This is a genomic window from Pseudomonas sp. CCC3.1 (assembly GCF_034347405.1).
In the GTDB taxonomy this organism is placed as follows: Bacteria; Pseudomonadota; Gammaproteobacteria; order Pseudomonadales; family Pseudomonadaceae; genus Aquipseudomonas.
This window is the reverse complement of record NZ_CP133778.1, coordinates 5,370,413-5,394,495: the sequence shown is the minus strand read 5'-3', so window position 1 is coordinate 5,394,495 and position 24,083 is coordinate 5,370,413. Positions and strand designations below refer to the sequence as shown.

The window sequence follows — 24,083 nt, the reverse complement described above, 5'->3', positions numbered from 1 at the left end:
AGTCGGCACCGAAACGTGATTACAGGGCGGTACGCGCATCCTGCCACGGGCAATAACACCCCACGGCCATGGTATGGATGGCTTTCACCGAGCGGCCCTGGCTCAAGGCTTGCAGAATGGGCTCGATAAAGCTGTTATTGGCGTTGCAGGTGGCGCCTTCGCTGTAGGGGCCAAAGTAGGCCAGTTGGCCGCTGTGGTCCCAGATGGCAACGGCCGGGCTGACGCTCAGATGTTCGGCACCCGGCAGGCTGGCCAAGGGGTTGATCGCGCCCAAGGTCGCCGCAAGCTGGCCGTGTGTGCCGGGCTTTTGCACGGAATAGAATTCAACCCCTTGCGGGACGTAAGTCGCCAGCAGTTCGCTCAGGTGCTGCTGATTGCCAACGTTACACGGGCAGGCCGGGTCCCAAAAGTGCACCACGCGAATCGGCCCCGGCCCGGACAGTTCGGCGGGCAGGCTGAGCACGTCGCCTGCAAACAGCGCGGTTTGGTCGCTGAACGCACGAATGTAACGGCCCTGAAACCAATCGTAGGCGGCCCACAACCCCACGCCGCAGGTCAGCGCCAGCAGGCAGGCAAGCCAGGTTTTAGCGGTGGGCGCGGGCATGCAAAATGATCCTCAAGGGTCGCGTAGCTTGCCATGCTTGAACTGACAGATGAATATCGTCGGTCTATAAAGACTGTTCTGCCCTCATGCCTTTCTGTTTGGAACCCCTTATGCCCGCCGCGTTTTCTCCCGATTCCTTGCGCACCAGCTTGCAGCCTCTGGTCGCAGGTCAGCCGTTATCGAGGGAGGGTTTGGCGTACCAGCATTTTTATGGGTTGGACTTCGCGCAGCGCACAGCGCCCGTGCGCCGCCAACTGGGGCGCTTCAGTGCGGGCGGCTATGAACTGGTCAGCCAGGTCTGGTGGCCCGAGTCCACGCCCGTGGCAACGCTGTTTGTGGTCCACGGTTTTTACGATCACATGGGGTTGTATCGGCATGTGATTGAGTGGGGCTTGAACCACGGCTTTGTGGTGATTGCCTGCGATTTGCCGGGGCATGGGCTGTCGAGTGGCGAGCGCGCCAGCATTGATGACTTCTCGCAGTATCAAGAGGCGCTGCAAGGCCTGTTTATCGAGGCGCAATCGTTGGCGCTGCCGCAACCTTGGCACTTGATCGGGCAAAGCACCGGCGGCGCGGTGGTGCTGGACCATTTGCTGCACTACGGCGATCAGAGCCCGGCCCAAGGCAAGGCGGTACTGATGGCACCGCTGGTGAGGCCCAAAGACTGGAAGTGGTCGAAGTTCAGCTATTACCTGCTCAGGCCTTTCGTCAAAGGTATCGAGCGGCGTTTTAGCGAGAACACTAACGACCCGGATTTCATGCCGTTTCTGCTGGCCGATCCGCTACAGCCCATGCGCCTGCCCACCGCATGGGTGGGCGCCATGGCGCGCTGGATTCCTCGCGTCGAGGCCATGCCTGCGAGCGCCCGCCAGCCCTTGGTGATTCAGGGCCAGGCAGATAAAACCGTCGATTGGGAACACAACCTCAAGGTGCTGGACGCCAAGTTCAATCACCCTCAAGTGCTGCTGATCCCCCAGGCCCGACACCATCTGGCCAATGAAACCGCCGACATCCGCGAAGCGTATTTCGCGTTTCTGGATCAACATTTCTGACCCAACACCCCTGTAGGAGCGAGCTTGCCTCGCGATCTTTTGACCGTTTAAAGATCGCGAGGCAAGCTCGCTCCTACAGTCTCAATCCGGGATCGGCAGGTTCAGGCTCTCTTTCACTTCTTCCATCACGATGTAGCTCTTGGACTCACGCACGTGAGGCAGTTTGAGCAAAATATCGCCCAGCAGTTTTCGGTACGACGCCATCTCGGAAATTCGCGCCTTGACCAAATAGTCGAAGTCACCCGAGACCAAATGGCACTCCAGCACGTGGGGCAGTTTCAGCACGGCACGTCGGAACTCTTCAAAAGTATCGCCTGACTTGTAGTCGAGGCTGATCTCGACAAAGACCAGCAAGCTGCCCTGCAGGTGTTGCGGGTTGAGACGGGCGTTGTAGCCCATGATGATCCCTTCGCGCTCCAGCCTGCGTACCCGCTCGGTGCAGGGCGTGGTCGACAGCCCGACCTTCTCGCCCAGCTCGGTAAACGAGATACGCCCATCGGCCTGCAAGATGCGCAAAATGTTGCGATCAATCTTGTCCAGCTCGCGCTTTGTCTGGTGATTTGTACGCATAGGAGATTCTCCTTTGTCAAAAGCGTTTCGGCCGAGAATTGTCGCCAAATATAGCCGCTTATACAGTGAAACTCACTGGCTAATGCTTCATATACTGCCCACATCTTCGCTTTGAACAATAAACGTCTGCGGCGGGCCGCGATGAGGGATAAAAATATGCGCGTTATGGTATTGGGTGGCGGCGTGATTGGGACTGCCAGCGCCTATTATCTGGCCCGAGCCGGATTCGACGTGGTCGTCGTAGACCGCCAGCCTGCCGTGGCGATGGAAACCAGCTTTGCCAACGCCGGCCAGGTGTCCCCAGGTTATGCCTCGCCGTGGGCTGCACCGGGCGTGCCGCTCAAGGCCATGAAGTGGTTGTTGGAGCGTCACGCACCGCTGGCGATCAAAGCCACGGCCAATGTCGACCAATACCTGTGGATGGCGCAAATGCTGCGCAACTGCACCGCCAGCCGTTACGCGGTGAACAAAGAGCGCATGGTGCGTCTGTCCGAGTACAGCCGCGATTGCCTCGACGAATTGCGTGCCGAAACCGGCATTGCCTACGAGGCGCGCAGCCTGGGCACCACGCAACTGTTTCGCACCCAGGCGCAACTGGACGGCGCGGCCAAAGACATCGCCGTACTCAAAGAGTCCGGCGTGCCGTTTGAGCTGCTGGACCGTGCGGGCATTGCCCGGGTTGAGCCGGCGCTGGCCAACGTCACCGACATTCTGGCCGGCGCCTTGCGCTTGCCGAATGACCAAACCGGCGACTGCCAGATGTTCACCACCCGCCTGGCCGAAATGGCCAAAAACCTGGGTGTCGAATTCCGCTTCGGCCAAGACATTCAGCATTTGGACTACGCGGGTGATCGCATCAATGGCGTGATGATCGACGGCAAACTCGAAACCGCAGACCGCTACGTACTGGCGCTGGGCAGCTACTCGCCGCAAATGCTCAAGCCGCTGGGCATCAAGGCCCCGGTTTACCCGCTCAAGGGTTACTCGCTGACCATCCCGATCACTAACTCGGACATGGCCCCGACGTCGACGATTCTGGATGAAACCTACAAAATCGCGATCACCCGTTTCGACAACCGCATTCGTGTGGGCGGCATGGCTGAAATCGCCGGTTTTGACCTGTCGCTGAACCCGCGTCGCCGCGAAACCCTGGAGATGGTCGTCAACGACCTTTATCCTCAGGGCGGCGATTTGAGCCAGGCCAGCTTCTGGACCGGTCTGCGCCCAACCACGCCAGACGGCACGCCGATTGTGGGCGCGACCCCATTCAAAAACCTGTTCCTGAACACCGGTCATGGCACACTCGGCTGGACCATGGCCTGCGGCTCTGGTCGCTTCCTCGCTGACGTGATGGCCAAAAAGACCCCACAGATCAGCACCGAAGGCCTCGATATTTCTCGTTACGGCAACCACCAGGAGACTGCACAACATGGCAATCCAGCGCCAGCTCACCAATAACCGCATGAGCCAGATCGTGGCTCATAACGGTACTGTTTACCTGTCCGGTCAGGTCGGCGACGACATGAACGCAGGGATTGAGCAGCAAACGCGCGAAACCCTGAATAACATCGAGCGCCTGCTGGATCTGGCGGGCACTGACAAAAGCCACCTTCTGTCGGTGACCATTTACCTCAAAGACATTGATGCCGACTTTGCGGGCATGAACAGCGTGTGGGATGAGTGGCTGCCTAAAGGCGTGCAACCTGCCCGTGCCACGGTTGAGGCCAAGCTGTGCGAGCCTGAAATTCTGGTTGAGTTGTCGGTTGTGGCCGCACTGCCATAACCTCACCGTTTTAAACACAGTCCCTCTTGCGGTGCGGCACGCGGTTTACGCCGTGGGTCAGCACCGTTTTTTTATTCAACAGCCGTTAGAAGCCCGCCGCCATGCGCCCAACTCGTGCCCTGATCGACCTTCAAGCCCTGCGTCATAACTACCAACTGGCCCGTGAAGTGACGGGGGCAAAAGCCCTCGCGGTGATCAAGGCCGATGCCTACGGGCACGGTGCCGTACGTTGCGCCCAAGCCCTGGAGGCCGAGGCTGATGGCTTTGCCGTCGCCTGTATCGAAGAAGCACTGGAGCTGCGCGCCGCCGGTATTCACGCCCCCGTGCTGCTGCTCGAAGGTTTTTTTGAGGCCGATGAACTGCCGCTGATCGTCGAACATGACTTTTGGTGCGTGGTGCATTCACTGTGGCAACTCGAGGCTATCGAGCAAGCCAAGCTCGCCAAGCCGATTCACGTGTGGCTAAAACTCGACACCGGCATGCACCGCGTGGGGCTGCACCCAAGCGATTACAAAACCGCTTATCAGCGCCTGCAAGCAAGCGGAAAAGTCGCAAAAATTGTGCTGATGAGCCATTTCGCCCGCGCCGATGAACTGGACTGCCTGCGCAGCGTAGAGCAGGTCGCCGTGTTCCTGGCTGCCCGTGACGACTTATCTGCCGACGTCAGCTTGCGCAACTCACCCGCCATTCTTGGCTGGCCAAGTGTGCCCAGCGACTGGGTGCGCCCGGGTCTGATGCTCTACGGAGCTTCGCCTTTCGAAGAAGCCCAGGCGCACGCCGCACGCTTGCAACCGGTGATGACCCTGGAGTCCAAAGTGATTGCCGTGCGTGAACTGCCTGCCGGTGAGCCGGTGGGTTACGGCGCGAAGTTCGTCACCCCTAAACCGATGCGCATTGGCGTGGTTGCCATGGGTTATGCCGACGGCTACCCGCGTCACGCACCCACGGGCACCCCCGTTTGGGTTGCCGGTCAACGCAGCCAATTGCTGGGCCGGGTATCCATGGACATGCTGTGCATCGACCTCACGGATGTGCCGCAGGCAGGCCTCGGTTCAACGGTTGAGTTGTGGGGCAAAAACATCCTCGCCAGCGAACTCGCGGCAAAAGCTGAAACCATTCCCTACCAAATTTTTTGCAACCTGAAACGAGCGCCGCGCCTCTATTCCGGGAGCTGATGGGTTGTATCCAATGTGCGGAGCACAATGGGTACGCAGGTTTGAGGTCGAAGTGTTGTAAATACTGAACGCTATCGCCATGATGGCGGCTTCTTGACCTGAATCTGATCCCCTGGAGGCTCCCGCATTGGACGTCGGTGAACGACTGCAATCCATCCGCAAACTGAAAGGCCTGTCACAGCGTGAACTCGCCAAGCGCGCGGGCGTCACCAACAGCACCATTTCGATGATCGAAAAGAACAGCGTGAGCCCGTCAATAAGCTCCCTGAGAAAAGTGCTGAGTGGCATTCCGATGTCTATGGTCGAGTTCTTTTCCGAAGAAATCCTTCAGGAAAAGCCGACACAGATTGTCTACAAAGCCAATGAGTTGATCGACATCTCAGATGGCGCCGTGACCATGAAACTGGTCGGCAAGGCGCATCCGAGTCGGGCGATTGCGTTTCTCAACGAAATTTATCCACCGGGCGCTGACACCGGGGACGAAATGCTGACCCACGAAGGCGAAGAAACCGGAATCCTTGTCGAGGGCCGCCTTGAGCTGACCGTTGGCCTTGAGACGTTCGTGCTCGAAGCCGGTGACAGCTATTACTTCGAGAGTTCGAAACCGCACCGTTTTCGCAACCCGTTCAATGTCGCGGCGCGACTAATCAGCGCAGCCACCCCCGCAAATTTCTAAACAAAGCGGCGCCCTATGCGTATCTAGAGGCGCCCGCGATTCCATTTCGCCAGCTCTATTCCCCCTTTATTTTTAGGGTTGTTTCAGTGTGTCAGGCTAAACGGTATACTTTCGCCGCCCGCAAAACCGTGGTTGTGGGCGTGAATAGCCACCATTGAGGGTGTACGCGTGAACCTAATTATGAAAATGCTGGCCGTACCAGCAACAGTACTGGCCCTATGGGCTGCCAACGCTCAAGCAACGACGGATGATGACATCGCAAAACGCCTCGAACCCGTCGGCAAAGTCTGTGTTCAGGGCCAAGAGTGCGCGGGCATGAGCGTGACCGCGGCAGCGGGTGGCAGTGGTGGTGGCATGAGCGCTGATGACGTGGTTGCCAAGCACTGCAACGCTTGTCACAGCATTGGCTTGCTGGAAGCCCCGAAAATCGGTGACACCGCGGCCTGGAAAGTGCGCGCCGACAAAGAAGGCGGTATTGATGGCCTGCTGGCCAAAGCCATTACCGGGCTCAACGCCATGCCCCCTAAAGGCACCTGTTCGGAATGTTCCGACGACGAGCTGAAAGCCGCCATCCAGAAAATGTCCGGCTTGTAATAACCCCACGCCACTGTAAGAGCGAGCTTGCCTCGCGATCTTTTTAGAGATCAAAAGATCGCGAGGCAAGCTCGCTCCTACCGTTTGAGCCTTGCACTTTGCAACCAAAACCGACCACTCTCGGTCACATCTCTATACACGGATGGTTTTGGAGGCTCAGATGGTGCAGTCCTGTTCGATCGACTATGCAGTCGATGAGGCGCTGGCTCGATTACCCGCGCATATCCACCTCGGTTTGCCGCTGGGCTTGGGCAAGGCCAATCGTTTTGTGAACGCGCTGTACCAGCGCATCAAACAGTTACCAGAGCGCCAGTTGACGATTTACACCGCGTTAAGCCTGGGCCGCCCGGCGCTGGGCGATGGCTTGCAAAAACGCTTTCTGGAACCGTTCGTAGCGCGCATCTTTGGCGACTATATCGAGCTGGAATACCTCGCCGACCTGCACCGCGACAGCCTGCCGAACAACATCAGCGTGCAGCAGTTTTTCATGCAGCCGGGCAGCCTGCTCAACAGCCCACCGGCGCAGCAAGATTACGTCAGCAGCAATTACAGCCACGCGGCCCGTGACATCAACGCCAATGGCCTGAATCTGGTGGCGCAGTTGATCGCCCGCAACCCGCGGGATGCCAATCGCCTGAGTTTGAGCTGCAACCCCGACATCACCCTCGATCTGCTGCCGATGATCGCCAAACGCCGGGCAGCGGGCGAGACCATTCTGCTGCTCGGCCACGTACACAGCGACCTGCCCTACATGCCCGGTGACTCGGAGCTCAACGCTGACGATTTTGACCTGCTGATCGACGACGATGAGCGCACCACGCTGTTTTCCACGCCCAATATGCCGGTCAATGTGCAAGACCACTTTATTGGCCACCACGCCAGCACCCTGATCCGCGACGGCGGCACCCTGCAAATCGGCATTGGCGCGATGGGCGATGCGCTGGCGGCTTCCTTGCTGGCACGCCAGGCTGACAGCAAAGGCTATCGCGCGTTGCTCAACGATATGGATGTCACGCCGTGGCGCGCCCTGATTGAGCGCGAAGGCGGGGTCGAGCCCTTTGCCCAAGGCCTGTATGGTTGCAGCGAAATGTTCGTGCATGGGCTCATGGCCTTGGTCGACGCAGGCATCGTGCGACGCAAGGTTTACCCGGATATTGAGCGCCAGACCCAAGCCAACGCGGGCACGCTGGACGAAAGCTTGCACACCGATGGCGTCAGCGTTCACGGCGGTTTCATCCTCGGCCCAAGCGACTTTTACCAGCGTTTGAACGAACTGCCTTACAGCAAGCGCGCCGAATTCAACATGACCGCCATCAGCTACATCAACGAGCTCTTTGGTCAGGAAGCATTAAAACGCCTGCAACGCCGTGATGCGCGCTTTGTAAACAGCGCCTTCACCGTGACCTTGCTGGGCGCAGGCGTGGCGGATCAGTTGCAAGATGGTCGCGTACTCAGCGGGGTCGGCGGGCAATACAACTTCGTGGCGCAGGGGCACGCGCTGCACGATGCGCGGTCGGTGATCATCCTGCGCAGCTGGCGTGAATCCGGGGGCGATGTGAGTTCCAACATCGTCTGGGAGTACGGCCATTGCACGATCCCGCGTCATTTGCGCGACATTGTGGTGACCGAGTACGGCATTGCCGACTTGCGCGGCAAAACCGATAAGCAGGTGATCGAGGCACTGCTCAACATCACCGACTCACGTTTCCAGACCGAACTGATCGCGCAGGCACAACACATCGGCAAACTGCCAAAAGACTTTTGCCTGGACCCACGCTTTGCCGACAACAGCCCGGAACGCTTGCAGGCGATTGCCGAGCGCCATCCGCACCTGTTCCCGGAGTACCCGCTGGGCAGCGATTTCAGCGCGCAGGAGCAAGACCTGCTGCGAGCGTTGAACTGGCTCAAGAGCAAATTCAAGCTCACGCAGCTCTATGAACTGGGCAAGGCCACGCTCGACGCGCCATCACCGCAGGCGTACCCCGAACACCTGGCGCGCATGCACCTCGACAACCCGGACGGGCTGCGCGAAGAGCTGTATCAGCGCGTGCTGCTGGCGGGGTTGCAGGCAACTGCCAAATAACAACTATCGCCCGTGCCGCCGCAGATCTACGCGCGCGAACACGTAGCAGCTGCCGAGCCTGCGAGGCTGCGTCCGGCTGCGCAGCAGTCGTAAAATCAAGCACTGCGGCGTGTCAGTTGAAGCCTGAATTTAGGGCTTACGATCGCTTCGCAATCGGACGTAGCCTCGCAGGCTCGGCAACTGCTACGAAATCAGCTTGCTGCACACCATAGAGTCTCCCACACAGGGCCGTGTCACTCGATAAACGTCACTTTGCCGCCTGCCAGGGATTGAACCCGTGCCAGGGACTCAACGCGATAGCCCTGCGAGTCCAGCTCGGCGCGGCCACCCTGGAACGACTTCTCGATCACGATGCCCAGGCCCGCGACGGTTGCGCCCGCTTGCTTGATGATCGAAATCAGTGCCTGCGACGCTTTGCCGTTGGCCAGGAAGTCGTCGATGACCAGCACCCGATCAGTGCTTTTCAGGTGACGCGGGGAGATGGCAACGGTGCTTTCGGTTTGCTTGGTGAACGAATACACCGTGGCCGACAGCAGGTTTTCAGTCAGGGTCAGGGACTGGTGCTTGCGGGCGAAAATCACCGGAACACCCAGGTTCAAGCCCGTCATCACGGCTGGAGCAATGCCCGAGGCTTCGATGGTGACGATCTTGGTGATGCCCGCATCAGCGAACAAACGCGCGAACTCATCGCCGATTTCTTTCATCAGCTGGGGATCGATCTGGTGGTTCAAAAAGGCATCAACCTTCAAAACCTGATCGGAAAGCACGATGCCTTCTTCGCGAATTTTCTTGTGCAGTGCTTCCAACGTAACGTCCTCAAATAGCGCCTATGCGCTGAAGGTAGAGTAAAAAGTAGTCGATTTTAGCGTTTTAACATTGCGCGTATATCGGCCAATGCCGTATTTCCGCGAACCGCTTTCACTTCGGTGGGGGTGTCGTCGTTGCCTTCCCAGGCCAGATCGTCCGGCGGCAACTCATCCAGGAAGCGACTCGGCGCGCAATCGATGATTTCGCCGTACTGCTTGCGCTTGGCCGCAAAGGTAAACGCCAGCGTCTCACGTGCGCGGGTAATCCCTACGTAGGCAAGGCGACGTTCTTCTTCGATGGTGTCGGCTTCGATGCTGGAGCGGTGCGGCAGGATTTCTTCTTCCATGCCCATGATGAACACGTAGGGGAATTCCAGCCCTTTGGACGCGTGCAACGTCATCATCTGCACACCTTCGGCGCCGTCTTCCTCTTCTTGCTGGCGCTCAAGCATGTCGCGCAGCACCAGCTTGCCGATGGCTTCCTCAATGGTCATGCCGCCTTCTTCGTCTTTTTCGAGGGTGTTTTTCAACGCCTCGACCAAGAACCAGACGTTGGACATGCGGTAGTCAGCGGCCTTTTCACTGGAGCTGTTGGTGCGCAGCCAGTTTTCGTAGTCGATGTCCATGATCATGCTGCGCAGCGCGGCAATCGGGTCTTCGCCCGAGCAGTGCTCGCGCACGCGGTCCATGAAACGCTTGAAGCGGGCCAGGCGATCTGTGAACCGACTGTCCAGATGCTCGCCCAGACCGATTTCGTCGGTCGCCGCGTACATCGAGATTTTGCGTTCAGTGGCGTAGTTACCCAGCTTTTCCAGCGTGGTAGAACCGATCTCACGCCGTGGGACGTTGATCACCCGCAGGAAGGCGTTGTCGTCATCCGGGTTCACAATCAGCCGGAAGTAGGCCATCAGGTCTTTTACTTCCTGACGCCCGAAGAAGCTGTTTCCGCCTGAGAGGCGGTAAGGGATCTGATGATGCTGCAATTTCAGCTCAATCAGTTTTGCCTGATAGTTGCCGCGGTACAGAATCGCAAAGTCGCTGTAAGGCCGGTCTGTGCGCAGGTGCAGCGTCAGGATCTCGACCGCAACGCGCTCGGCCTCGGCGTCTTCGTTGCGGCAGCGAATGACCCGCACTTCATCGCCGTGGCCCATCTCACTCCACAACTGCTTCTCGAACGCATGCGGGTTGTTCGAAATCAGCACGTTGGCGCAGCGCAAAATGCGGCTGGTGGAGCGATAGTTTTGCTCCAGCATCACCACTTTCAGGGACGGGTAATCGTCCTTGAGCAGCATCAGGTTTTCAGGGCGAGCGCCGCGCCAGGCATAAATGGACTGGTCATCATCGCCCACCACGGTGAACTGGTTGCGCGTGCCAATCAGGTATTTGACCAGCAGATACTGGCTGGCGTTGGTGTCCTGGTATTCGTCCACCAGCAGGTAGCGGACCTTGTTCTGCCACTTTTCAAGGATGTCAGCGTGCTCTTCGAACAGCTTCACCGGCAGCAGGATCAGGTCGTCAAAATCCACCGCGTTGTAGGCTTTGAGCGTGCGTTGATAGTGGGTGTAGACGATGGCCGCCGTCTGCTCCTTGGGGTTGCGCGCATTTTCCAAGGCCTGGGGCGGCAGGATCAGGTCGTTTTTCCACGAGCCGATCATGTTCTTGATTTCATCGACCCCGTCATCACCCGAGTATTCCTTTTGCATGATGTCGGTCATCAGCGCTTTGACGTCGGCCTCGTCAAAGATCGAAAAGCCCGGCTTGTAGCCCAGCCGCGCGTGCTCCTTGCGGATGATGTTCAGCCCCAGGTTGTGGAACGTGCTCACCGTCAGGCCTCGGCCTTCACCTTTTTTGAGCAACGTGCCGACGCGCTCTTTCATCTCGCGGGCGGCCTTGTTGGTAAAGGTCATGGCGACGATGTACTGAGCACGGATGCCACAGTTCTGAATAAGGTGTGCGATTTTTCGGGTAATCACACTGGTTTTGCCGGAGCCAGCACCGGCGAGCACCAAAAGAGGGCCGCCGACGTAGCTCACGGCTTCTTGCTGCCGGGGATTGAGTCGGGACATGACGGTTATAAGGGTCGATGACGAAAAGGGCGGGCATTTTAACAGGCTGAGCAGATATTGCCGCCACTCTGCGACAGTGTGACGTAGCCCTCTATCTAAATTTGCCGCTTTTGTTACTTTGCCGCAGGATACCTGACCTGTTTAGGTCTACCGTTCGGTATGCGCTAGCCAGGTGCATTTGATAAATGGTGTCATTTGCCATTAGCCGATAGCACGCCATAATGCCCATCGCCTGAATTTATGCAGAGTCTAGGGAGCCAGCTTGTCTACGCCTGTCGAACCCTTGCGTTTGCTGCTACTGGCCAAAGAGCCGTCTTGGGCAGCGTTATTGCGTGAGTGTCTGACGCCCATGGGAAGTTCGGCCATATTAATGTGTGCGCCGAACTGGGAATCTGTCAGCTATTTGTTCGAAAACGATCAAAATGCGCTGCTCCTGACCACCCCGGCCCTGCAGCCCCTCGCGGGTCGCTGCCGCTTGTCCACTATCTTGTTGCTGGACGCAGAACCGGTGATGCCGCCCCAAGGCGTCAGCGACTGGCTGGTCAGCACCAGCCTGAACACAGACGTGCTGCGCCGCTGCCTGCGCCATGTGCACGAACGCGGCGTGCTGGAACACACGTTGCAACGCCTGGCCGAAGAAGACCCGCTGACCGGCATCGCCAACCGACAAGGCTTCCAGACCTTGCTAGCGGTGCGCCTGGCCGAAAACGATGGGCGCGGTGTCGCCCTCGGGCATCTGGACCTGGACAACTTTCGCCATGCCAATGACGCGCTGGGGCATCAGGCTGGCGACCGTCTGATCCTGCAAGTGGTGGCACGCCTTAAAAGCCAGCTCGAAGCCTGCGACCAGTTGGCTCGTCTGGGCAGCGACGAGTTCGCCCTGCTGATCGACACCCGCCGCGCCCCTGATCGCGCGGCCTGGATGGCCGAGCGCATCACCGAGGTCATGGCCGAGTCTTATTGGATCGACGGCGAAAGCTTGCTGATCGGTTGCAGCCTGGGCATCGCCCACGCCCGCGCCAATGCCGGGGCCGACCCCTTGATGTGGCACGCGCACATCGCCATGCAGCAGGCCAAAAGCACGCAGGGCTGCACCTATCACGTGTTCGACGAACGCATCAATCGCAATGCTCGCAGCCTCGCCGATCTGGAGAGCGAACTGCGTCGGGCCTTGCGTCGTGACGAACTTGAACTGCATTACCAACCGCGCCTGGACCTGGTCTCAGGCTTGATTGTGGGGCTCGAAGCTCTGGTGCGTTGGCGCCACGGCGAACGTGGCCTGCTCGCGCCGAGCGAATTTGTGCCGCTGGCCGAGCAAAGCGGGTTGATCGTGCCGCTGGGCTACTGGGTTATATCCCGAGCCTTGCGCGATATGCAGGCGCTGCGCGAACACGGGCTGGACGCACTGCACATGGCCGTTAACCTGTCGTTCCGTCAGTTTCAGGACAGCCAATTGCTCTCGACCCTCAGCCGCTTGATCTCCGAGCACGGGGTTGATGCTCAATGGCTGGAGTTTGAGCTGACTGAAACGGCAGTCATGCGCCGCAGTGACATGGTCAAACAGACCATGGATGCGCTGGGGCGACTGGGCGTGCGCTTCTCGCTGGATGATTTTGGCACCGGCTTTTCGTCCTTTGTGCACCTCAACAGCCTGCCCATTGCCCTGCTTAAAATCGACAAAAGCTTTGTCGGCGGCATGGAAGATCGCGAAGAGAACCGCAAGCTGGTGCACGCGATGATCAACCTGGCGCACAACCTTCAATTGCAAGTCGTGGCCGAAGGCGTAGAAACCCCGGAACAACTGGCGCTATTGCGTGATTTTGCCTGTGACCAGGTGCAGGGCTATCTCATCAGCAAACCGTTGCCGATCACCGAGTTGGTGGAGTATTTGACCCTTGGGGCTCAGCAAAAAGTGGCTCTCGACGCTCACTAACAGCTCCCACGAAACCCGTAGCAGTTGCCGAGCCTTGCGAGGCTACGTCCGATTGCGCAGTGATCGTAAATCCTGAGAACCCTACCCAACTGAAGAACCGCGATAGTCCATTTACGACGGCTACGCCGCCGGACGTAGCCTCGCGGGGCTCGGCAACTGCTACAAAACTCCACTACCCAGAAACTAATTGCGCCACCTTCGCCGCCTTGCGCTCACGCTTGAGCATGCGCCGCACCTTCCATTCAAACGCCAAGGTGAGGCTGACCGACGAGCACGCCAGGCCCAAGGCCAAGCCCCACCACACGCCTGTCGGGCCCCAGCCGAACGTGAATGCCATGAGCCAGGCAGTCGGCGCGCCGATCACCCAGTAGCAGAACAGCCCGACCAGAAAGGTGGTCTTGGCATCTTTGAGCCCACGGATCGCACCCATGGCGATGGTTTGCGTGCCATCAAACAACTCGAACCACGCCGCCACGGCCAACAGGCTGACCGCCAACTCAAACACGGGGCGGAACGCAGGGTCGTTGTAATCCAGAAACAGGCCAATCAACTGGTTCGGCCAGAACCAGAACACCACTGAAAACCCGAGCATGGCCGCGGCACCGAAACCAATACCCACCCGGCCCGCCAGGCGTGCCCGTAGCAAGTCGCCAGCGCCATAATGCTGACCGATGCGCATGGTGATGGCGTACGACATGCCTGCCGGAACCATGAACGCCACAGACACGATCTGTAACGCGATCTGGTGCGCAGCCAACTGCGTGCTGCCCATGGTGCCCATGCACAATGCCGCGAATGCAAACAGCCCGACTTCTACTGCGTAAGTGCCGCCAATCGGCAAACCAAGGCGCCACAGTTCGCGTAAATAGGTCAGGTTAATCCGCGAAAGGCCTTGGCGAATCGGATACGCGTCGTAAGCCGGGTGCTTATGGATATGCCAGGCCAAGCCAAGCGCCATGCAGGTTGCGACAATCGCCGTCACCAGACCAATGCCCATCAGACCCAGTTTTGGCAGGCCAAACATGCCGGTGATCAACGCGTAATTGAGTAGGAAGTTAGCCACGGTGCCAATCAGGCTTATTACCATCACCGGGGTTGCCCGGCCCATGGCGCTGGTAAAACCGCGCAAGGCCATAAACGTCATATAGCCGGGCAGGGCGAGTGGCAGCAGCAGCAAAAACTGCCCGGCGGCCTCTACGTTGGTCGGTGTCTGGCCAAATAGCAGCAACAGCGGTTTGATGTTCCACAGCACCAGCGCGCCCACCAGGGCCAACGCCCACGCCAGCCACAGCCCGGCCTGTGTCAGACGGGTGGCCCCTTCTATGTCGCCAGAGCCCTGACGAATCGACACGAGTGTGCCGACAGCCGCGATCACGCCGATGCAAAAAATAGACACGAACGAGTAGCTCGCAGCCCCCAAACTGCCACCGGCCAACGCCTCTGGACTCAGGCGAGCCATCATCAGTGTGTCGGTCAGCACCATCAGCATGTGCGCCAACTGCGAGGCGATCAGCGGCCCTGCCAGCCGCAGAATGGCCCAGAGCTCGATACGTACTGGATGCTGCTTTGTCATCGGTTTGATTTCTTGAGTGCGTTGAAAGACTGATTCTCGGCGCGTTGAGAGGATTAAGCAAAAGGATAAAAACGATTGCTGACATGACTAATACTCATGCTAAATACCGCTTTTAATGGACTTTCCCGTCGCACAATCGGATTTTTCCTCATGAGTCGTAGTCTTCCCCCTCTTTACGCCTTGCGCGCCTTCGAGGCCGCAGCACGTCACCACTCATTTACCCGCGCGGGAGAAGAACTGTCGATCACTCAGAGCGCCATCAGCCGACATATCAAAACCTTAGAAGCGCATTTCGCCTGCCGCTTATTTCAGCGCAACGGCCGCACCTTGCAACTGACAGAAGCCGCCCGTCTGCTGTTACCCGGTGTACGCGAGGGGTTTAGCGCACTTGAACGCGCCTGCACCACGTTGCGCGCCGAAGATGACATCCTGCGCATGAAAGCGCCCTCGACCCTGACTATGCGTTGGTTATTGGCCCGTCTTAGCCGTTTTCGCCACCTGCAAGCAGGTAACGAAGTGCAACTGACCAGCGCCTGGATGGACATCGACCATGTGGACTTCAATCTGGAGCCTTTTGATTGCGCGGTATTGCTGAGCAGCGGCCACTTTCCACCCGACTGGGAGGTCACGCTGCTGTTTCCGGAAATGCTGATACCGGTGGGGGCGCCCAACCTGCTGGACGATCAACCGTGGGATGCAAAACGTCTGGCGGGGACTGAACTGCTGCACCCAACGCCCGACCGTCGAGACTGGCGGCGCTGGCTCGATTGCATGGGCCTCAGTGGCCAGATTTCACTGAAGGGCGGGCAAGTGTTCGACACCCTGGAGCTGGGCATGATCGCAGCGGCTCGAGGTTACGGCATCTCCATGGGGGACTTGCTGATGGTGGCCGAAGACGTGGCTCAAAATCGCTTGAGCCTGCCGTTTCCGGCGGCCGTGTCCAGCGGCGAAAACTACTACTTGGTCTGGCCAAAAACCCGGCCTGGTGGTGAGCGCCTGCGCCGCTTGAGTGATTTCTTACAAAATGAAGTGGCCGCGATGGAGTTGCCAGCGGTCGAGCGACTGGAGTAAATCGGCGTAATTATCAGTTTCTGCGCAATATTCAGAATCGCCCTACACATGCTCAAAACTACCCGCCATAGACTGCTTTCTTTTATCTCAACAGGTAAAGCAGTCCATGGCTAATAACAGTTACATGAGTATCACAGGTGTAAATAGCGGGCTCATGTCGGCCGGTTGCTCTACACCTGAATCCATGGGTAATAAGTGCCAGGCAACACACATTGACGAAATCATGGTGCTGTCTGTCGACCACAGCCTGCTCTCGGGCAACGCCACCAGCGCGTTCGGCAGCAACGCCAGGCATTCCCCTGTTGTGATTACAAAATACATTGATAAATCATCACCCCTGCTTGCCAAGGCACTGGATGACGGTGAGTACGTGAAATGCGTCATTCACCTGTACCGAGCCTCAGCGACTGCCGGTGAAGAGAAGTACTACAAAATTGAATTACGCGAAGCCCGCATTGCACACATCACCCTCAGCGTGCCGCCCGCGACTTCTCGCGGAGACTCACAACCCGTCGAAATAGTGTCCATTCGCTACGGCGACATCATTCTGGAACATATCGCAGCCCGCACCAGTGCCGGAATGACATGGCAGACTCAAAAATGAAAGAGCAACTCTGCACTCTAAAAGACGTCGACCAAACCGCCGAAAAACTGATGGCGCTTGGGTGCAAAGTCAGCGCCATGCATATCAATGATGGTGCTGCGCGACTGGGTTTTTTGGGTGAAATCAGGGCATTTGCAGAAGAGGTTTATCAAGATATTGGAGACGGGGTAATAAGTGCGGCAGAGGGGGTTGAAGCGCTTTGGGATGAGCATGAGGCGTTGCGGGATAAAGCGTCGTTTTATTTGACTAATGGCATTACTGTTGCGGGTGGGGTGGTGCAGGTTGAATTGGGCACGGTGATTACAGGTGCGTCCGGTGGAACAGCAGTACCTGTTGGAGGACTCATGATTTCACATGGCGTTAACAACATATATGAGGGGATCGGAAATATTTATAACGGTCCTAACAAGCCAAGTGTCGTTGGCCCAACCAGATGGCTTTACCAAGAGATTGCAGGTGGAGTGTACGAAGGTAATATTGCATACGGCACCACGGACTTGGCTTTATCCGCTTACGGTGTATTCAGGCTAGTCCGAACACCTGGCTCAGCTCAGCTTTTTAGGCAGGATCCAATTAATTACGAAAATGCTTACAAGCAAGCTGGACGATTATCTCTACTTCTTGAAGGTAGTGTTGACGCCATAACTATAAATTCAATGATTAACGAAGAGAAAAGCAAATAGCTATACAGAGGAATTATAGCGGCTACCTCACACAATCCCTCGTAGCCTTGGAATATAAAACCACAACCCAAAAATGACGATACCCACGTACACAACAACATAGACAACCTTTAATATCACCCCCTCCAGCGGTATTATTTTTTTTAGCGCCCAGACAACAAGCAAAGTATAAAAAATGGCACTACCAAAAACCAACAATGACACCATAAAATAATGCCTAATATTTTCTGAGCTCATTTCAAATATCTCCACTCACAACCACAATTAACGTCGAAGTACCTAATGCAATTGAAAATGCCGCAAAGGTCACCCTTACCGCAGAATTAAAACCAAATATGCGCACTTACTCCCATCACTCTCCATCCATATTATTTGCCAGGAAACAGCTCCTGAGAAATAAATATCAATATCGCAATATATGCAAGAGCCTTATATAGCCACCAGAATAATTTAATTATCCAATAACGCATAACTATAAACCGCTTCACTCCGCGAGAATGAATCAATTGCTTTATGCCTCGATCTTCTGGACCGTGTGATTTATAGATCATTAAAAAAACAACACAAAAAAGCGCTACACGAACCACTGTAGCAGCGTGTCCATTGGCAGGAATGAAAAGCAAAATAAGTATCAACGAGAAGAATGCAATCAGCACAAGTCACCACAACCACAAATTAAACTACTATTTTCTTTTGCCAACGACAAAATTTTTAATATACCCCCCTGCTTCAGGCTCATCTACTAAAAAGCCAGCTATTTCGGTTATCGGGATATATACCTCATTCTTTAAAGAATACACCGTATAACTTACAAGAACTTTCCTACAAATAACCCCAATCACCCACCCACCGGCCGATACTGCAACGCCTCGGCCAGATGCTTACGCTCAATGCATTCCACCTGCTCCAGGTCAGCCAATGTCCGCGCCACTTTCAATAAGCGATGCGCGGCTCTTAGCGACAAGGTCATCCGCTCGCACGCTGTCTCCAGCCAGGTGTTATCCACATCGCTCAGTCTGCATTGGGCCCTCACCCCCGGTAGGTCGAGAAAGGCATTGGCACACCCCTGACGTTGCAACTGCCGCTCCCGCGCGTCCGCGACGAGCGCAGCCGCGTTGGCGGTGGTGTCACCCGACGCGAGAGGCGGGTTGAGCGAGGTGGTTTCTCGGGCCACCGTCAGGTGCAAGTCGATGCGGTCGAGCAAGGGGCCGGAGAGTTTGTTGCGGTAACGCTGGATCTGTTCCGGGGTGCAACGGCAGCGTCCTGTGGGTTCGCCCAAGTAGCCGCAAGGGCAGGGGTTCATGGCGGCGACCAACTGGAAGCGCGCCGGAAAACGCATGCGGTCCCGTGCACGGGCGATCACGATAAATCCCGATTCCATGGGTTCTCTGAGCACTTCCAGCACTTTGCGATCGAACTCGGGCAGCTCATCGAGAAACAATACCCCGTGATGCGCCAAGGTGATTTCGCCTGGCTGCGGTTTTGAGCCGCCGCCCACCAATGCCGGGCCGGAAGCGGAATGGTGCGGCTGGCGAAACGGGCGCTGCGGCCAGCAACTTAACGGCACATGACTGGCGACGGACTGGATGGCCGCCACTTCCAGCGCTTCTTGCTCGTTGAGTGGCGGCAGCAAGCCGGGCAAGCGGCTGGCCAGCAAGGTTTTTCCGGTGCCAGGCGGCCCGGTGAACAGCAGATTGTGGCTGCCAGCGGCGGCGATCAATAACGCCCGCTTGGCCGAGAGTTGCCCCTGAACATCACTCAAGTCGGGATACGGTTTGCTCACGTGCAATAAACCACTGGCAGCATAGGGCTCAATCACCGCGCGCCCCGCAAAGTGCGCCACCACCTGCAGCAAGTGCTCGGCCGCAATCACTGTCAAACCCGAGGCCAGTGACGCCTCTTCGGCATTCGCCAGCGGCACGACTAAGGCTCGACCCGCCGCCCGCGCTGCCAACGCGGCAGGCAACACGCCCTGAACCGAGCGAATGGCGCCCGACAACGCCAACTCCCCCAGACACTCCACCTGCTCCAGCGCCTTGGCCGGTAGTTGCCCGCTGGCGGCCAGAATGCCCAGCGCAATGGCCAAATCAAAACGCCCGCCGTCCTTGGGCAGGTCGGCGGGCGCCAGATTGAGGGTGATACGGCGAGCGGGAAAATCCAGGCTGGAATTGAGAATCGCGCTGCGTACCCGGTCTTTGCTTTCCTTGACCGCTGTTTCAGGCAACCCGACCAGGGTGAACGCCGGCAACCCATTGGCAAGATGCGTCTCGACCGTGACGGCTGGGGCCTCTACGCCCACTTGAGCGCGGCTGTAAACGATGGCCAGTGACATGACTCATTCCTTGAGTTCGCAAAACACGCATCCTGCGCGAATCGAAGACCCAGGGTTGAGCTGGAATGGATACCGGATGTGAATGTGGCAGTTAAAACCTTGTAGGAGCGAGCTTGCCTCGCGATCTTTTAAACGATCAAAAGATCGCGAGGCAAGCTCGCTCCTACAAGCCGCGCGTGCCTTTTATTGCGGGCCTTGTTTGTGAATCAAGGCCGCCAGTGCGTCGTATTCTTCTGGCAACAAATCAGTCAGCGGGGTGCGGACCGGGCCTGCGCTGTAGCCAGAGATGGTGGCCCCGGCCTTGACGATGCTCACCGCGTAACCGGCTTTTCGGTTGCGGATGTCCAGGTATGGCAGGAAGAAGTCGTCGATGATCTTGCCGACCGTGGCGTGATCTTCGCGGGCAATGGCGTGGTAGAAGTCCATCGCGGTTTTCGGGATGAAGTTGAACACCGCCGAGGAGTAAACAGGCACGCCCAGCGCTTTGTAAGCCGCAGCGTAGACCTCGGCCGTCGGCAAACCGCCCAGGTAGCTGAAACGGTCGCCAAGGCGGCGACGAATCGAGACCATCAGTTCGATGTCACCCAGGCCATCTTTGTAACCGATCAGGTTCGGGCAACGCTCGGCCAGTTGCTCCAGCAGCGGCGCGGTCAGGCGGCACACGTTGCGGTTGTAAACAACGACACCGATTTTGACCGACTTGCACACGGCTTCTACGTGGGCAGCAACGCCTTCCTGGCTGGCTTCTGTCAGGTAGTGCGGCAACAGCAGCAGGCCTTTGGCGCCCAGACGTTCGGCTTCTTGAGCGTACTCGATGGCTTGACGCGTCGAGCCGCCGACCCCGGCCAGAATCGGCACGCTGGTGGCGCAGGTATCGACAGCGGTTTTGATCACCTGCGAATACTCGCTGGCCGCCAGGGAGAAGAACTCACCGGTGCCGCCTGCCGCGAACAAGGCAGAAGCACCATATGGGGCCAGCCATTCCAGACGCTTGATGTAACCCTCGCGGTGGAAGTCACCTTGAGCCGTGAAATCGGTGAGCGGAAAAGACAGTAGGCCGGACGAGAGGATGGACTTCAGTTCTTGTGGATTCATTATTCGAACACCCTGGAATGTAATGTGTTGCAGGAAAAGCGTCAGCCCTTGCTGACGTCATACGTCATCGTACAACATCAAATTGGAACGCTCAAGAACATGAATGCACTCTCTTTTTTAGAAACGCCACTGCCAGGCACATAGTGTCCGGTGCTTTGAAACGTATCCCCACCTGAGGTTTTCTTCAGGTTTCAAGGCACAGAAAACAGACACACTGCAACTCATTTCTCCTGCTCGAACCCATCAATCAGCAATGTTATTTTTTTCCTTATTTCGGGGCTTTTTCCGGATTGCGAAAACCGATATATGTGTCATACCATGTCGTACAACAACTGCGAGGCACCCCGTAAATTCCAGCGGTCCTCCATAAAAGGCGGGTATTTCATGAGTTTCGAGAGTCATCGGGTCAAACAAATCTCCTCGTCCCCCAGCATGATTATTTCCATGCGTGCCAAAGAGTTAGCCAGCCAGGGCCGCGACATTGTCGACATGAGCCTGGGCGAACCAGACTTCGATACTCCCACGCATATCATCGACGCGGCCTGTCAGGCCATGCGCGATGGCCATACCCGCTACACCGCGCCGCAAGGCACCTTGGCACTGCGTCAGGCGATTACCCGTAAATTTCAGCGCGAAAACGGCCTGACGTATAGCGTCGATGAAATCACTGTCGGAAACGGCGCCAAGCAAGTGATCTTCAATACGTTCATGGCCACGCTGGAAGCCGGTGATGAGGTGATCATCCCCGCGCCGTACTGGGTGTCTTATTCCGATATCGTCACGCTTAACGGCGGCACCCCACGGGTCGTGCCCTGCGGCATTGAGGCCGGTTTCAAGCTGAGTGTCGAAGCACTGCAGGCTCAACTGAACGACAAAACCCGCTGGCTGATCCTCAATACACCGTCTAACCCGAGCGGCGCAATTTACTCCGAAGCCGAGCTGCAAGCCTTGGGGAACGCGTTGGAGGATTACCCCAACGTGCTGGTGATGTCCGACGAAATCTACGAACACGTGTTGCTGGCTGACCAGCCCTTCGTCTCATTCGGTAACGCCTGCCCGCAATTGCGCGAGCGCACGCTGCTGATCAATGGCGTGGCCAAAGCGTATGCCATGACGGGTTGGCGGATCGGTTACGCCGCGGGCCCGAAAGCGCTGATCGCTGCCGTCAGCAAGATTCAATCGCAAAGCACTTCAGGTGCGAGTGCCATCTCTCAGGAAGCGTCTCGCGCAGCCCTGGATGGCCCGCAAGACTTCGTTACACGCAGCGCCAAAGAATACGCCGAGCGAGGCCGCTTGCTGGTGGACGGCCTGAGCCAATGTGCAGGTTTGCGCATTGATGCACCGGCAGGTGCGTTCTACGCATTCCCTGAATGCAGCCAATTGCTGGGCCGCGTCACCCCTCAAGGGCAGGTCATCCGTGACGATGTTGAGCTGTCCGCGTATCTGCTCGATCACGCGGGTGTCGCAGTGGTACCGGGCTTGGCATTCGGCTTGCCGGGCTACTTCCGACTGTCGTTTGCGACTTCTCGCGATCAAATAAAAAAAGCTGTTGTTCGTCTCAACGAAGCCCTTGGCGCCTTGCGCTAAAGCCTTCGTCCTTTGCTGTGCCAAAGCTGCCATAACAAATAGTCGGAGATCCCCATGTTCGATCACAAGAAAAAGCTGCTTGCCCTTATTGTCGGTGCTTGTTTGTGCACCGCTGTTCAGGCTGAAGACCTCACCGGAACACTGAAAAAAATCAAGGAATCAGGCACCGTCACCCTGGGCTATCGTGACGCCTCATTGCCCTTTTCCTATCTGAACGATGACCAGCAACCGATCGGTTACAGCGTCGAGCTGTGCAAAAAAATTGTTGATCAAATCAAGGTCAAAGTCGGTGAGCCCAACCTCAAGACCGAATACGTGTCCGTGGTTGCAGCCACCCGTACGCCACTTCTGATCAACGGCACCATTGACCTGGAATGCGGCGTGACAACCAACACCGTTGAGCGCCAGAAACAAATCGGCTTTCTGCTCACCAGCTATGTCGCCAGCGCCAAATACGCGGTCAAGAAAAATGCTGGAATCGCCAGCGTTGCCGACCTTAAAGGCAAGTCCGTGGTGGTGATTACCGGCGGCAGCGGCGAGTGGATCACCAAAAACCTCGACCGGGAAAAAGCCCTGGGCCTGAAGATCCTTAATGCCAAAGATGGTGGTGAAGCCTTCCTGATGTTGGAGACCGGCCGCGCCGTTGCTTACATCAACGATGACGTGCAGTTGATGGCCACCATCGCTCAAAGCCGCTCCCCGGATGCCTACACCTTGCTGTCCGAGCCCATGTCTGCCGAACCGTATGCCATCGGCATTCGCAAGAACGACCCGCAGTTTAAAACGTTCGCTGACGACGCCTTGCGCACTCTCTACAGCTCGGGCGAGATCGATACCCTCTATCCGAAATGGTTCCAGCAACCCATCCCACCGAAAAATAGCGTAATCAATCTGCCGATGAGTGACGCCTTGAAAGAAGCCATCGCCCATCCGAACGACACCGGCGTCTGATTCCACCGCGTCAGACGCGTCCTGATTCCAGCCAGTCAACAGACAGGGAGAGGTGTGATTGGCCGGGACATGGGTGTGCTCCGACCTATATTTCCTTTCAAAGGTTGGTGCTTCATGGATTACAACTGGAATTGGAATATTTTTTGGGAGTCTGCTCCCGGAGAGTCTTCGTCATACCTGCAATGGCTGATTACCGGCACCAGCTGGACGTTGGCCACCACCCTGGTCGCGTTCATCCTGGCGTTTCTGATCGGCGGCCTGGTCGGCACCCTGCGCACCACGACGCTGCGCCCGGTGGTGTGGCTGTGCAACCTCTACACCGAAGTGTTTCGCAACATTCCCTTGCTGGTGCAGATGTTCATCTGCTTCTTCGTGCTCCCGGAGTTACTGCCCGTTTGGGCGGGTGATTACCTCAAGCAAGATTTGCCCTACCCATCGTTTTTCAGCGCTGTAGTCGCCCTCACCCTGTTCACCTCGGCCAAGCTGTCGGAGCTGTTCAAGGCAGGCATTGAGTCGGTCGCCCAAGGGCAGCGTGGCGCAGCACTGGCGCTGGGTCTGCGACCTGCTCAGATGTACCTGCAAGTCCTGTTGCCACAAGCGATCCGCGTGGTGTTCCCGCCGCTGACATCTGAGGCATTGAACACCCTGAAGAACTCATCAGTGGCGCTGACGATCGGCTTGATGGAGTTGACCGCGCAAGCGCGAAACATCAGCGAATACTCGTTCAACACCTTCGAAGCATTCACCGCCGCGACCGTGATTTACGTGGTCATTTCGCTGCTGGTGACCTTCGTCATGGGCCATATAGAACGTTCCCTGACCATTCGCGGCGCGACGAGGTAGTC

21 protein-coding genes are annotated in these 24,083 nt (G+C 57.3%); 14 read left to right on the top strand and 7 right to left on the bottom strand.

The annotated features are described in order from the left end of the window. Window positions 1–19: 19 nt before the first annotated feature. Complete coding sequence (locus tag RHM56_RS23615; RefSeq protein WP_322236575.1) at window positions 20–604, bottom strand: DUF6436 domain-containing protein; 585 nt, start codon at window positions 602–604, stop codon at window positions 20–22. Between the two features lie 110 nt (window positions 605–714). Here RHM56_RS23615 and RHM56_RS23610 point away from each other — a divergent pair, with 110 nt between their 5' ends. Further along, complete coding sequence (locus RHM56_RS23610; protein WP_322236573.1) at window positions 715–1,656, top strand: alpha/beta hydrolase; 942 nt, start codon at window positions 715–717, stop codon at window positions 1,654–1,656. Between the two features lie 81 nt (window positions 1,657–1,737). On the opposite strand, the gene RHM56_RS23605 is transcribed toward RHM56_RS23610, so the two are convergent. Continuing rightward, window positions 1,738–2,226 (bottom strand): Lrp/AsnC ligand binding domain-containing protein, encoded by a 489-nt coding sequence (locus RHM56_RS23605; protein ID WP_003437842.1) that lies wholly within the window; start codon window positions 2,224–2,226, stop codon window positions 1,738–1,740. 156 nt (window positions 2,227–2,382) lie between these two features. Here RHM56_RS23605 and dadA point away from each other — a divergent pair, with 156 nt between their 5' ends. The 6 genes from dadA (at window position 2,383) to RHM56_RS23575 (ending at window position 8,537) form a co-directional block, all read left to right on the top strand. Then, entirely contained in the window at window positions 2,383–3,684 is a 1,302-nt protein-coding gene (gene dadA, locus RHM56_RS23600; protein WP_322236571.1) for a D-amino acid dehydrogenase, read from the top strand. Beyond that, window positions 3,656–4,009: a RidA family protein gene (locus tag RHM56_RS23595; RefSeq protein WP_322236569.1), complete on the top strand. Its 354-nt coding sequence runs from the start codon at window positions 3,656–3,658 to the stop codon at window positions 4,007–4,009. The genes dadA and RHM56_RS23595 overlap by 29 nt, the downstream gene beginning before the upstream one ends. 101 nt (window positions 4,010–4,110) lie before the next feature. Then, window positions 4,111–5,184, top strand: coding sequence for an alanine racemase (gene alr / locus RHM56_RS23590; protein WP_322236566.1), 1,074 nt, complete (start codon window positions 4,111–4,113; stop codon window positions 5,182–5,184). A gap of 127 nt (window positions 5,185–5,311) precedes the next feature. Further along, window positions 5,312–5,860 carry a cupin domain-containing protein gene (locus tag RHM56_RS23585; RefSeq protein ID WP_322236564.1) on the top strand — a complete coding sequence of 183 codons (549 nt, stop codon included), beginning with the start codon at window positions 5,312–5,314 and terminating at the stop codon, window positions 5,858–5,860. Window positions 5,861–6,040: 180 nt separating this feature from the next. Then, window positions 6,041–6,454, top strand: coding sequence for a c-type cytochrome (locus RHM56_RS23580; protein ID WP_322241853.1), 414 nt, complete (start codon window positions 6,041–6,043; stop codon window positions 6,452–6,454). 160 nt (window positions 6,455–6,614) lie between these two features. Further along, on the top strand, window positions 6,615–8,537 hold the full coding sequence (locus tag RHM56_RS23575) for an acetyl-CoA hydrolase/transferase C-terminal domain-containing protein (protein ID WP_322236562.1): 1,923 nt from the start codon (window positions 6,615–6,617) through the stop codon (window positions 8,535–8,537). Between the two features lie 233 nt (window positions 8,538–8,770). Here RHM56_RS23575 and RHM56_RS23570 read toward each other — a convergent pair whose 3' ends face one another. Both RHM56_RS23570 and rep read right to left on the bottom strand, forming a co-directional pair. Further along, window positions 8,771–9,343: a xanthine phosphoribosyltransferase gene (locus tag RHM56_RS23570; RefSeq protein WP_019410320.1), complete on the bottom strand. Its 573-nt coding sequence runs from the start codon at window positions 9,341–9,343 to the stop codon at window positions 8,771–8,773. A gap of 56 nt (window positions 9,344–9,399) precedes the next feature. Then, complete coding sequence (gene rep, locus RHM56_RS23565) at window positions 9,400–11,409, bottom strand: DNA helicase Rep (protein ID WP_322236560.1); 2,010 nt, start codon at window positions 11,407–11,409, stop codon at window positions 9,400–9,402. A 262-nt stretch (window positions 11,410–11,671) separates the two neighbouring features. Here rep and RHM56_RS23560 point away from each other — a divergent pair, with 262 nt between their 5' ends. Then, window positions 11,672–13,342, top strand: coding sequence for a bifunctional diguanylate cyclase/phosphodiesterase (locus RHM56_RS23560; RefSeq protein ID WP_322236558.1), 1,671 nt, complete (start codon window positions 11,672–11,674; stop codon window positions 13,340–13,342). A gap of 172 nt (window positions 13,343–13,514) precedes the next feature. Here the strand turns inward: RHM56_RS23560 and RHM56_RS23555 are convergent, their stop codons facing one another. Beyond that, on the bottom strand, window positions 13,515–14,915 hold the full coding sequence (locus tag RHM56_RS23555) for a NorM family multidrug efflux MATE transporter (protein ID WP_322236556.1): 1,401 nt from the start codon (window positions 14,913–14,915) through the stop codon (window positions 13,515–13,517). A 150-nt stretch (window positions 14,916–15,065) separates the two neighbouring features. Between RHM56_RS23555 and RHM56_RS23550 the strand changes: the two genes are divergently transcribed. The 3 genes from RHM56_RS23550 (at window position 15,066) to RHM56_RS23540 (ending at window position 17,273) form a co-directional block, all read left to right on the top strand. Beyond that, complete coding sequence (locus tag RHM56_RS23550; protein ID WP_322236554.1) at window positions 15,066–15,986, top strand: LysR substrate-binding domain-containing protein; 921 nt, start codon at window positions 15,066–15,068, stop codon at window positions 15,984–15,986. A 106-nt stretch (window positions 15,987–16,092) separates the two neighbouring features. Continuing rightward, complete coding sequence (locus RHM56_RS23545; RefSeq protein WP_322236552.1) at window positions 16,093–16,590, top strand: Hcp family type VI secretion system effector; 498 nt, start codon at window positions 16,093–16,095, stop codon at window positions 16,588–16,590. Next, on the top strand, window positions 16,572–17,273 hold the full coding sequence (locus tag RHM56_RS23540) for a DUF4225 domain-containing protein (RefSeq protein WP_322236550.1): 702 nt from the start codon (window positions 16,572–16,574) through the stop codon (window positions 17,271–17,273). The genes RHM56_RS23545 and RHM56_RS23540 overlap by 19 nt, the downstream gene beginning before the upstream one ends. A gap of 838 nt (window positions 17,274–18,111) precedes the next feature. Here RHM56_RS23540 and RHM56_RS23535 read toward each other — a convergent pair. Both RHM56_RS23535 and kdgD read right to left on the bottom strand, forming a co-directional pair. Then, window positions 18,112–19,605: a YifB family Mg chelatase-like AAA ATPase gene (locus tag RHM56_RS23535; protein ID WP_322236548.1), complete on the bottom strand. Its 1,494-nt coding sequence runs from the start codon at window positions 19,603–19,605 to the stop codon at window positions 18,112–18,114. A gap of 183 nt (window positions 19,606–19,788) precedes the next feature. Continuing rightward, complete coding sequence (kdgD, locus tag RHM56_RS23530) at window positions 19,789–20,700, bottom strand: 5-dehydro-4-deoxyglucarate dehydratase (protein WP_322236546.1); 912 nt, start codon at window positions 20,698–20,700, stop codon at window positions 19,789–19,791. Between the two features lie 384 nt (window positions 20,701–21,084). On the opposite strand from kdgD, the gene RHM56_RS23525 reads away from it, so the two are divergent. The 3 genes from RHM56_RS23525 to RHM56_RS23515 all read left to right on the top strand — a co-directional run bounded on the left by RHM56_RS23525 (window position 21,085) and on the right by RHM56_RS23515 (window position 24,081). Continuing rightward, entirely contained in the window at window positions 21,085–22,287 is a 1,203-nt protein-coding gene (locus RHM56_RS23525) for a pyridoxal phosphate-dependent aminotransferase (RefSeq protein ID WP_322236544.1), read from the top strand. Window positions 22,288–22,341: 54 nt separating this feature from the next. After that, window positions 22,342–23,238, top strand: a complete 897-nt coding sequence (locus RHM56_RS23520; protein ID WP_322236542.1) for a transporter substrate-binding domain-containing protein — start codon at window positions 22,342–22,344, stop codon at window positions 23,236–23,238. Window positions 23,239–23,352: 114 nt separating this feature from the next. Continuing rightward, window positions 23,353–24,081: an amino acid ABC transporter permease gene (locus tag RHM56_RS23515; RefSeq protein WP_322236540.1), complete on the top strand. Its 729-nt coding sequence runs from the start codon at window positions 23,353–23,355 to the stop codon at window positions 24,079–24,081. Window positions 24,082–24,083: the final 2 nt, after the last annotated feature.

What these genes read in the sequence shown, in the direction of transcription:
- RHM56_RS23555 (WP_322236556.1), bottom strand. Translation starts at nt 14,915, where the DNA reads ATGACAAAGCAGCATCCAGTACGTATCGAGCTCTGGGCCATTCTGCGG.
- RHM56_RS23550 (WP_322236554.1), top strand. Translation starts at nt 15,066, where the DNA reads ATGAGTCGTAGTCTTCCCCCTCTTTACGCCTTGCGCGCCTTCGAGGCC.
- dadA (WP_322236571.1), top strand. Translation starts at nt 2,383, where the DNA reads ATGCGCGTTATGGTATTGGGTGGCGGCGTGATTGGGACTGCCAGCGCC.
- alr (WP_322236566.1), top strand. Translation starts at nt 4,111, where the DNA reads ATGCGCCCAACTCGTGCCCTGATCGACCTTCAAGCCCTGCGTCATAAC.
- kdgD (WP_322236546.1), bottom strand. Translation starts at nt 20,700, where the DNA reads ATGAATCCACAAGAACTGAAGTCCATCCTCTCGTCCGGCCTACTGTCT.
- RHM56_RS23535 (WP_322236548.1), bottom strand. Translation starts at nt 19,605, where the DNA reads ATGTCACTGGCCATCGTTTACAGCCGCGCTCAAGTGGGCGTAGAGGCC.
- RHM56_RS23540 (WP_322236550.1), top strand. Translation starts at nt 16,572, where the DNA reads ATGGCAGACTCAAAAATGAAAGAGCAACTCTGCACTCTAAAAGACGTC.
- RHM56_RS23580 (WP_322241853.1), top strand. Translation starts at nt 6,041, where the DNA reads ATGAAAATGCTGGCCGTACCAGCAACAGTACTGGCCCTATGGGCTGCC.
- RHM56_RS23595 (WP_322236569.1), top strand. Translation starts at nt 3,656, where the DNA reads ATGGCAATCCAGCGCCAGCTCACCAATAACCGCATGAGCCAGATCGTG.
- RHM56_RS23515 (WP_322236540.1), top strand. Translation starts at nt 23,353, where the DNA reads ATGGATTACAACTGGAATTGGAATATTTTTTGGGAGTCTGCTCCCGGA.
- RHM56_RS23605 (WP_003437842.1), bottom strand. Translation starts at nt 2,226, where the DNA reads ATGCGTACAAATCACCAGACAAAGCGCGAGCTGGACAAGATTGATCGC.
- RHM56_RS23575 (WP_322236562.1), top strand. Translation starts at nt 6,615, where the DNA reads ATGGTGCAGTCCTGTTCGATCGACTATGCAGTCGATGAGGCGCTGGCT.
- RHM56_RS23545 (WP_322236552.1), top strand. Translation starts at nt 16,093, where the DNA reads ATGGCTAATAACAGTTACATGAGTATCACAGGTGTAAATAGCGGGCTC.
- RHM56_RS23520 (WP_322236542.1), top strand. Translation starts at nt 22,342, where the DNA reads ATGTTCGATCACAAGAAAAAGCTGCTTGCCCTTATTGTCGGTGCTTGT.
- rep (WP_322236560.1), bottom strand. Translation starts at nt 11,409, where the DNA reads ATGTCCCGACTCAATCCCCGGCAGCAAGAAGCCGTGAGCTACGTCGGC.
- RHM56_RS23615 (WP_322236575.1), bottom strand. Translation starts at nt 604, where the DNA reads ATGCCCGCGCCCACCGCTAAAACCTGGCTTGCCTGCCTGCTGGCGCTG.
- RHM56_RS23525 (WP_322236544.1), top strand. Translation starts at nt 21,085, where the DNA reads ATGAGTTTCGAGAGTCATCGGGTCAAACAAATCTCCTCGTCCCCCAGC.
- RHM56_RS23610 (WP_322236573.1), top strand. Translation starts at nt 715, where the DNA reads ATGCCCGCCGCGTTTTCTCCCGATTCCTTGCGCACCAGCTTGCAGCCT.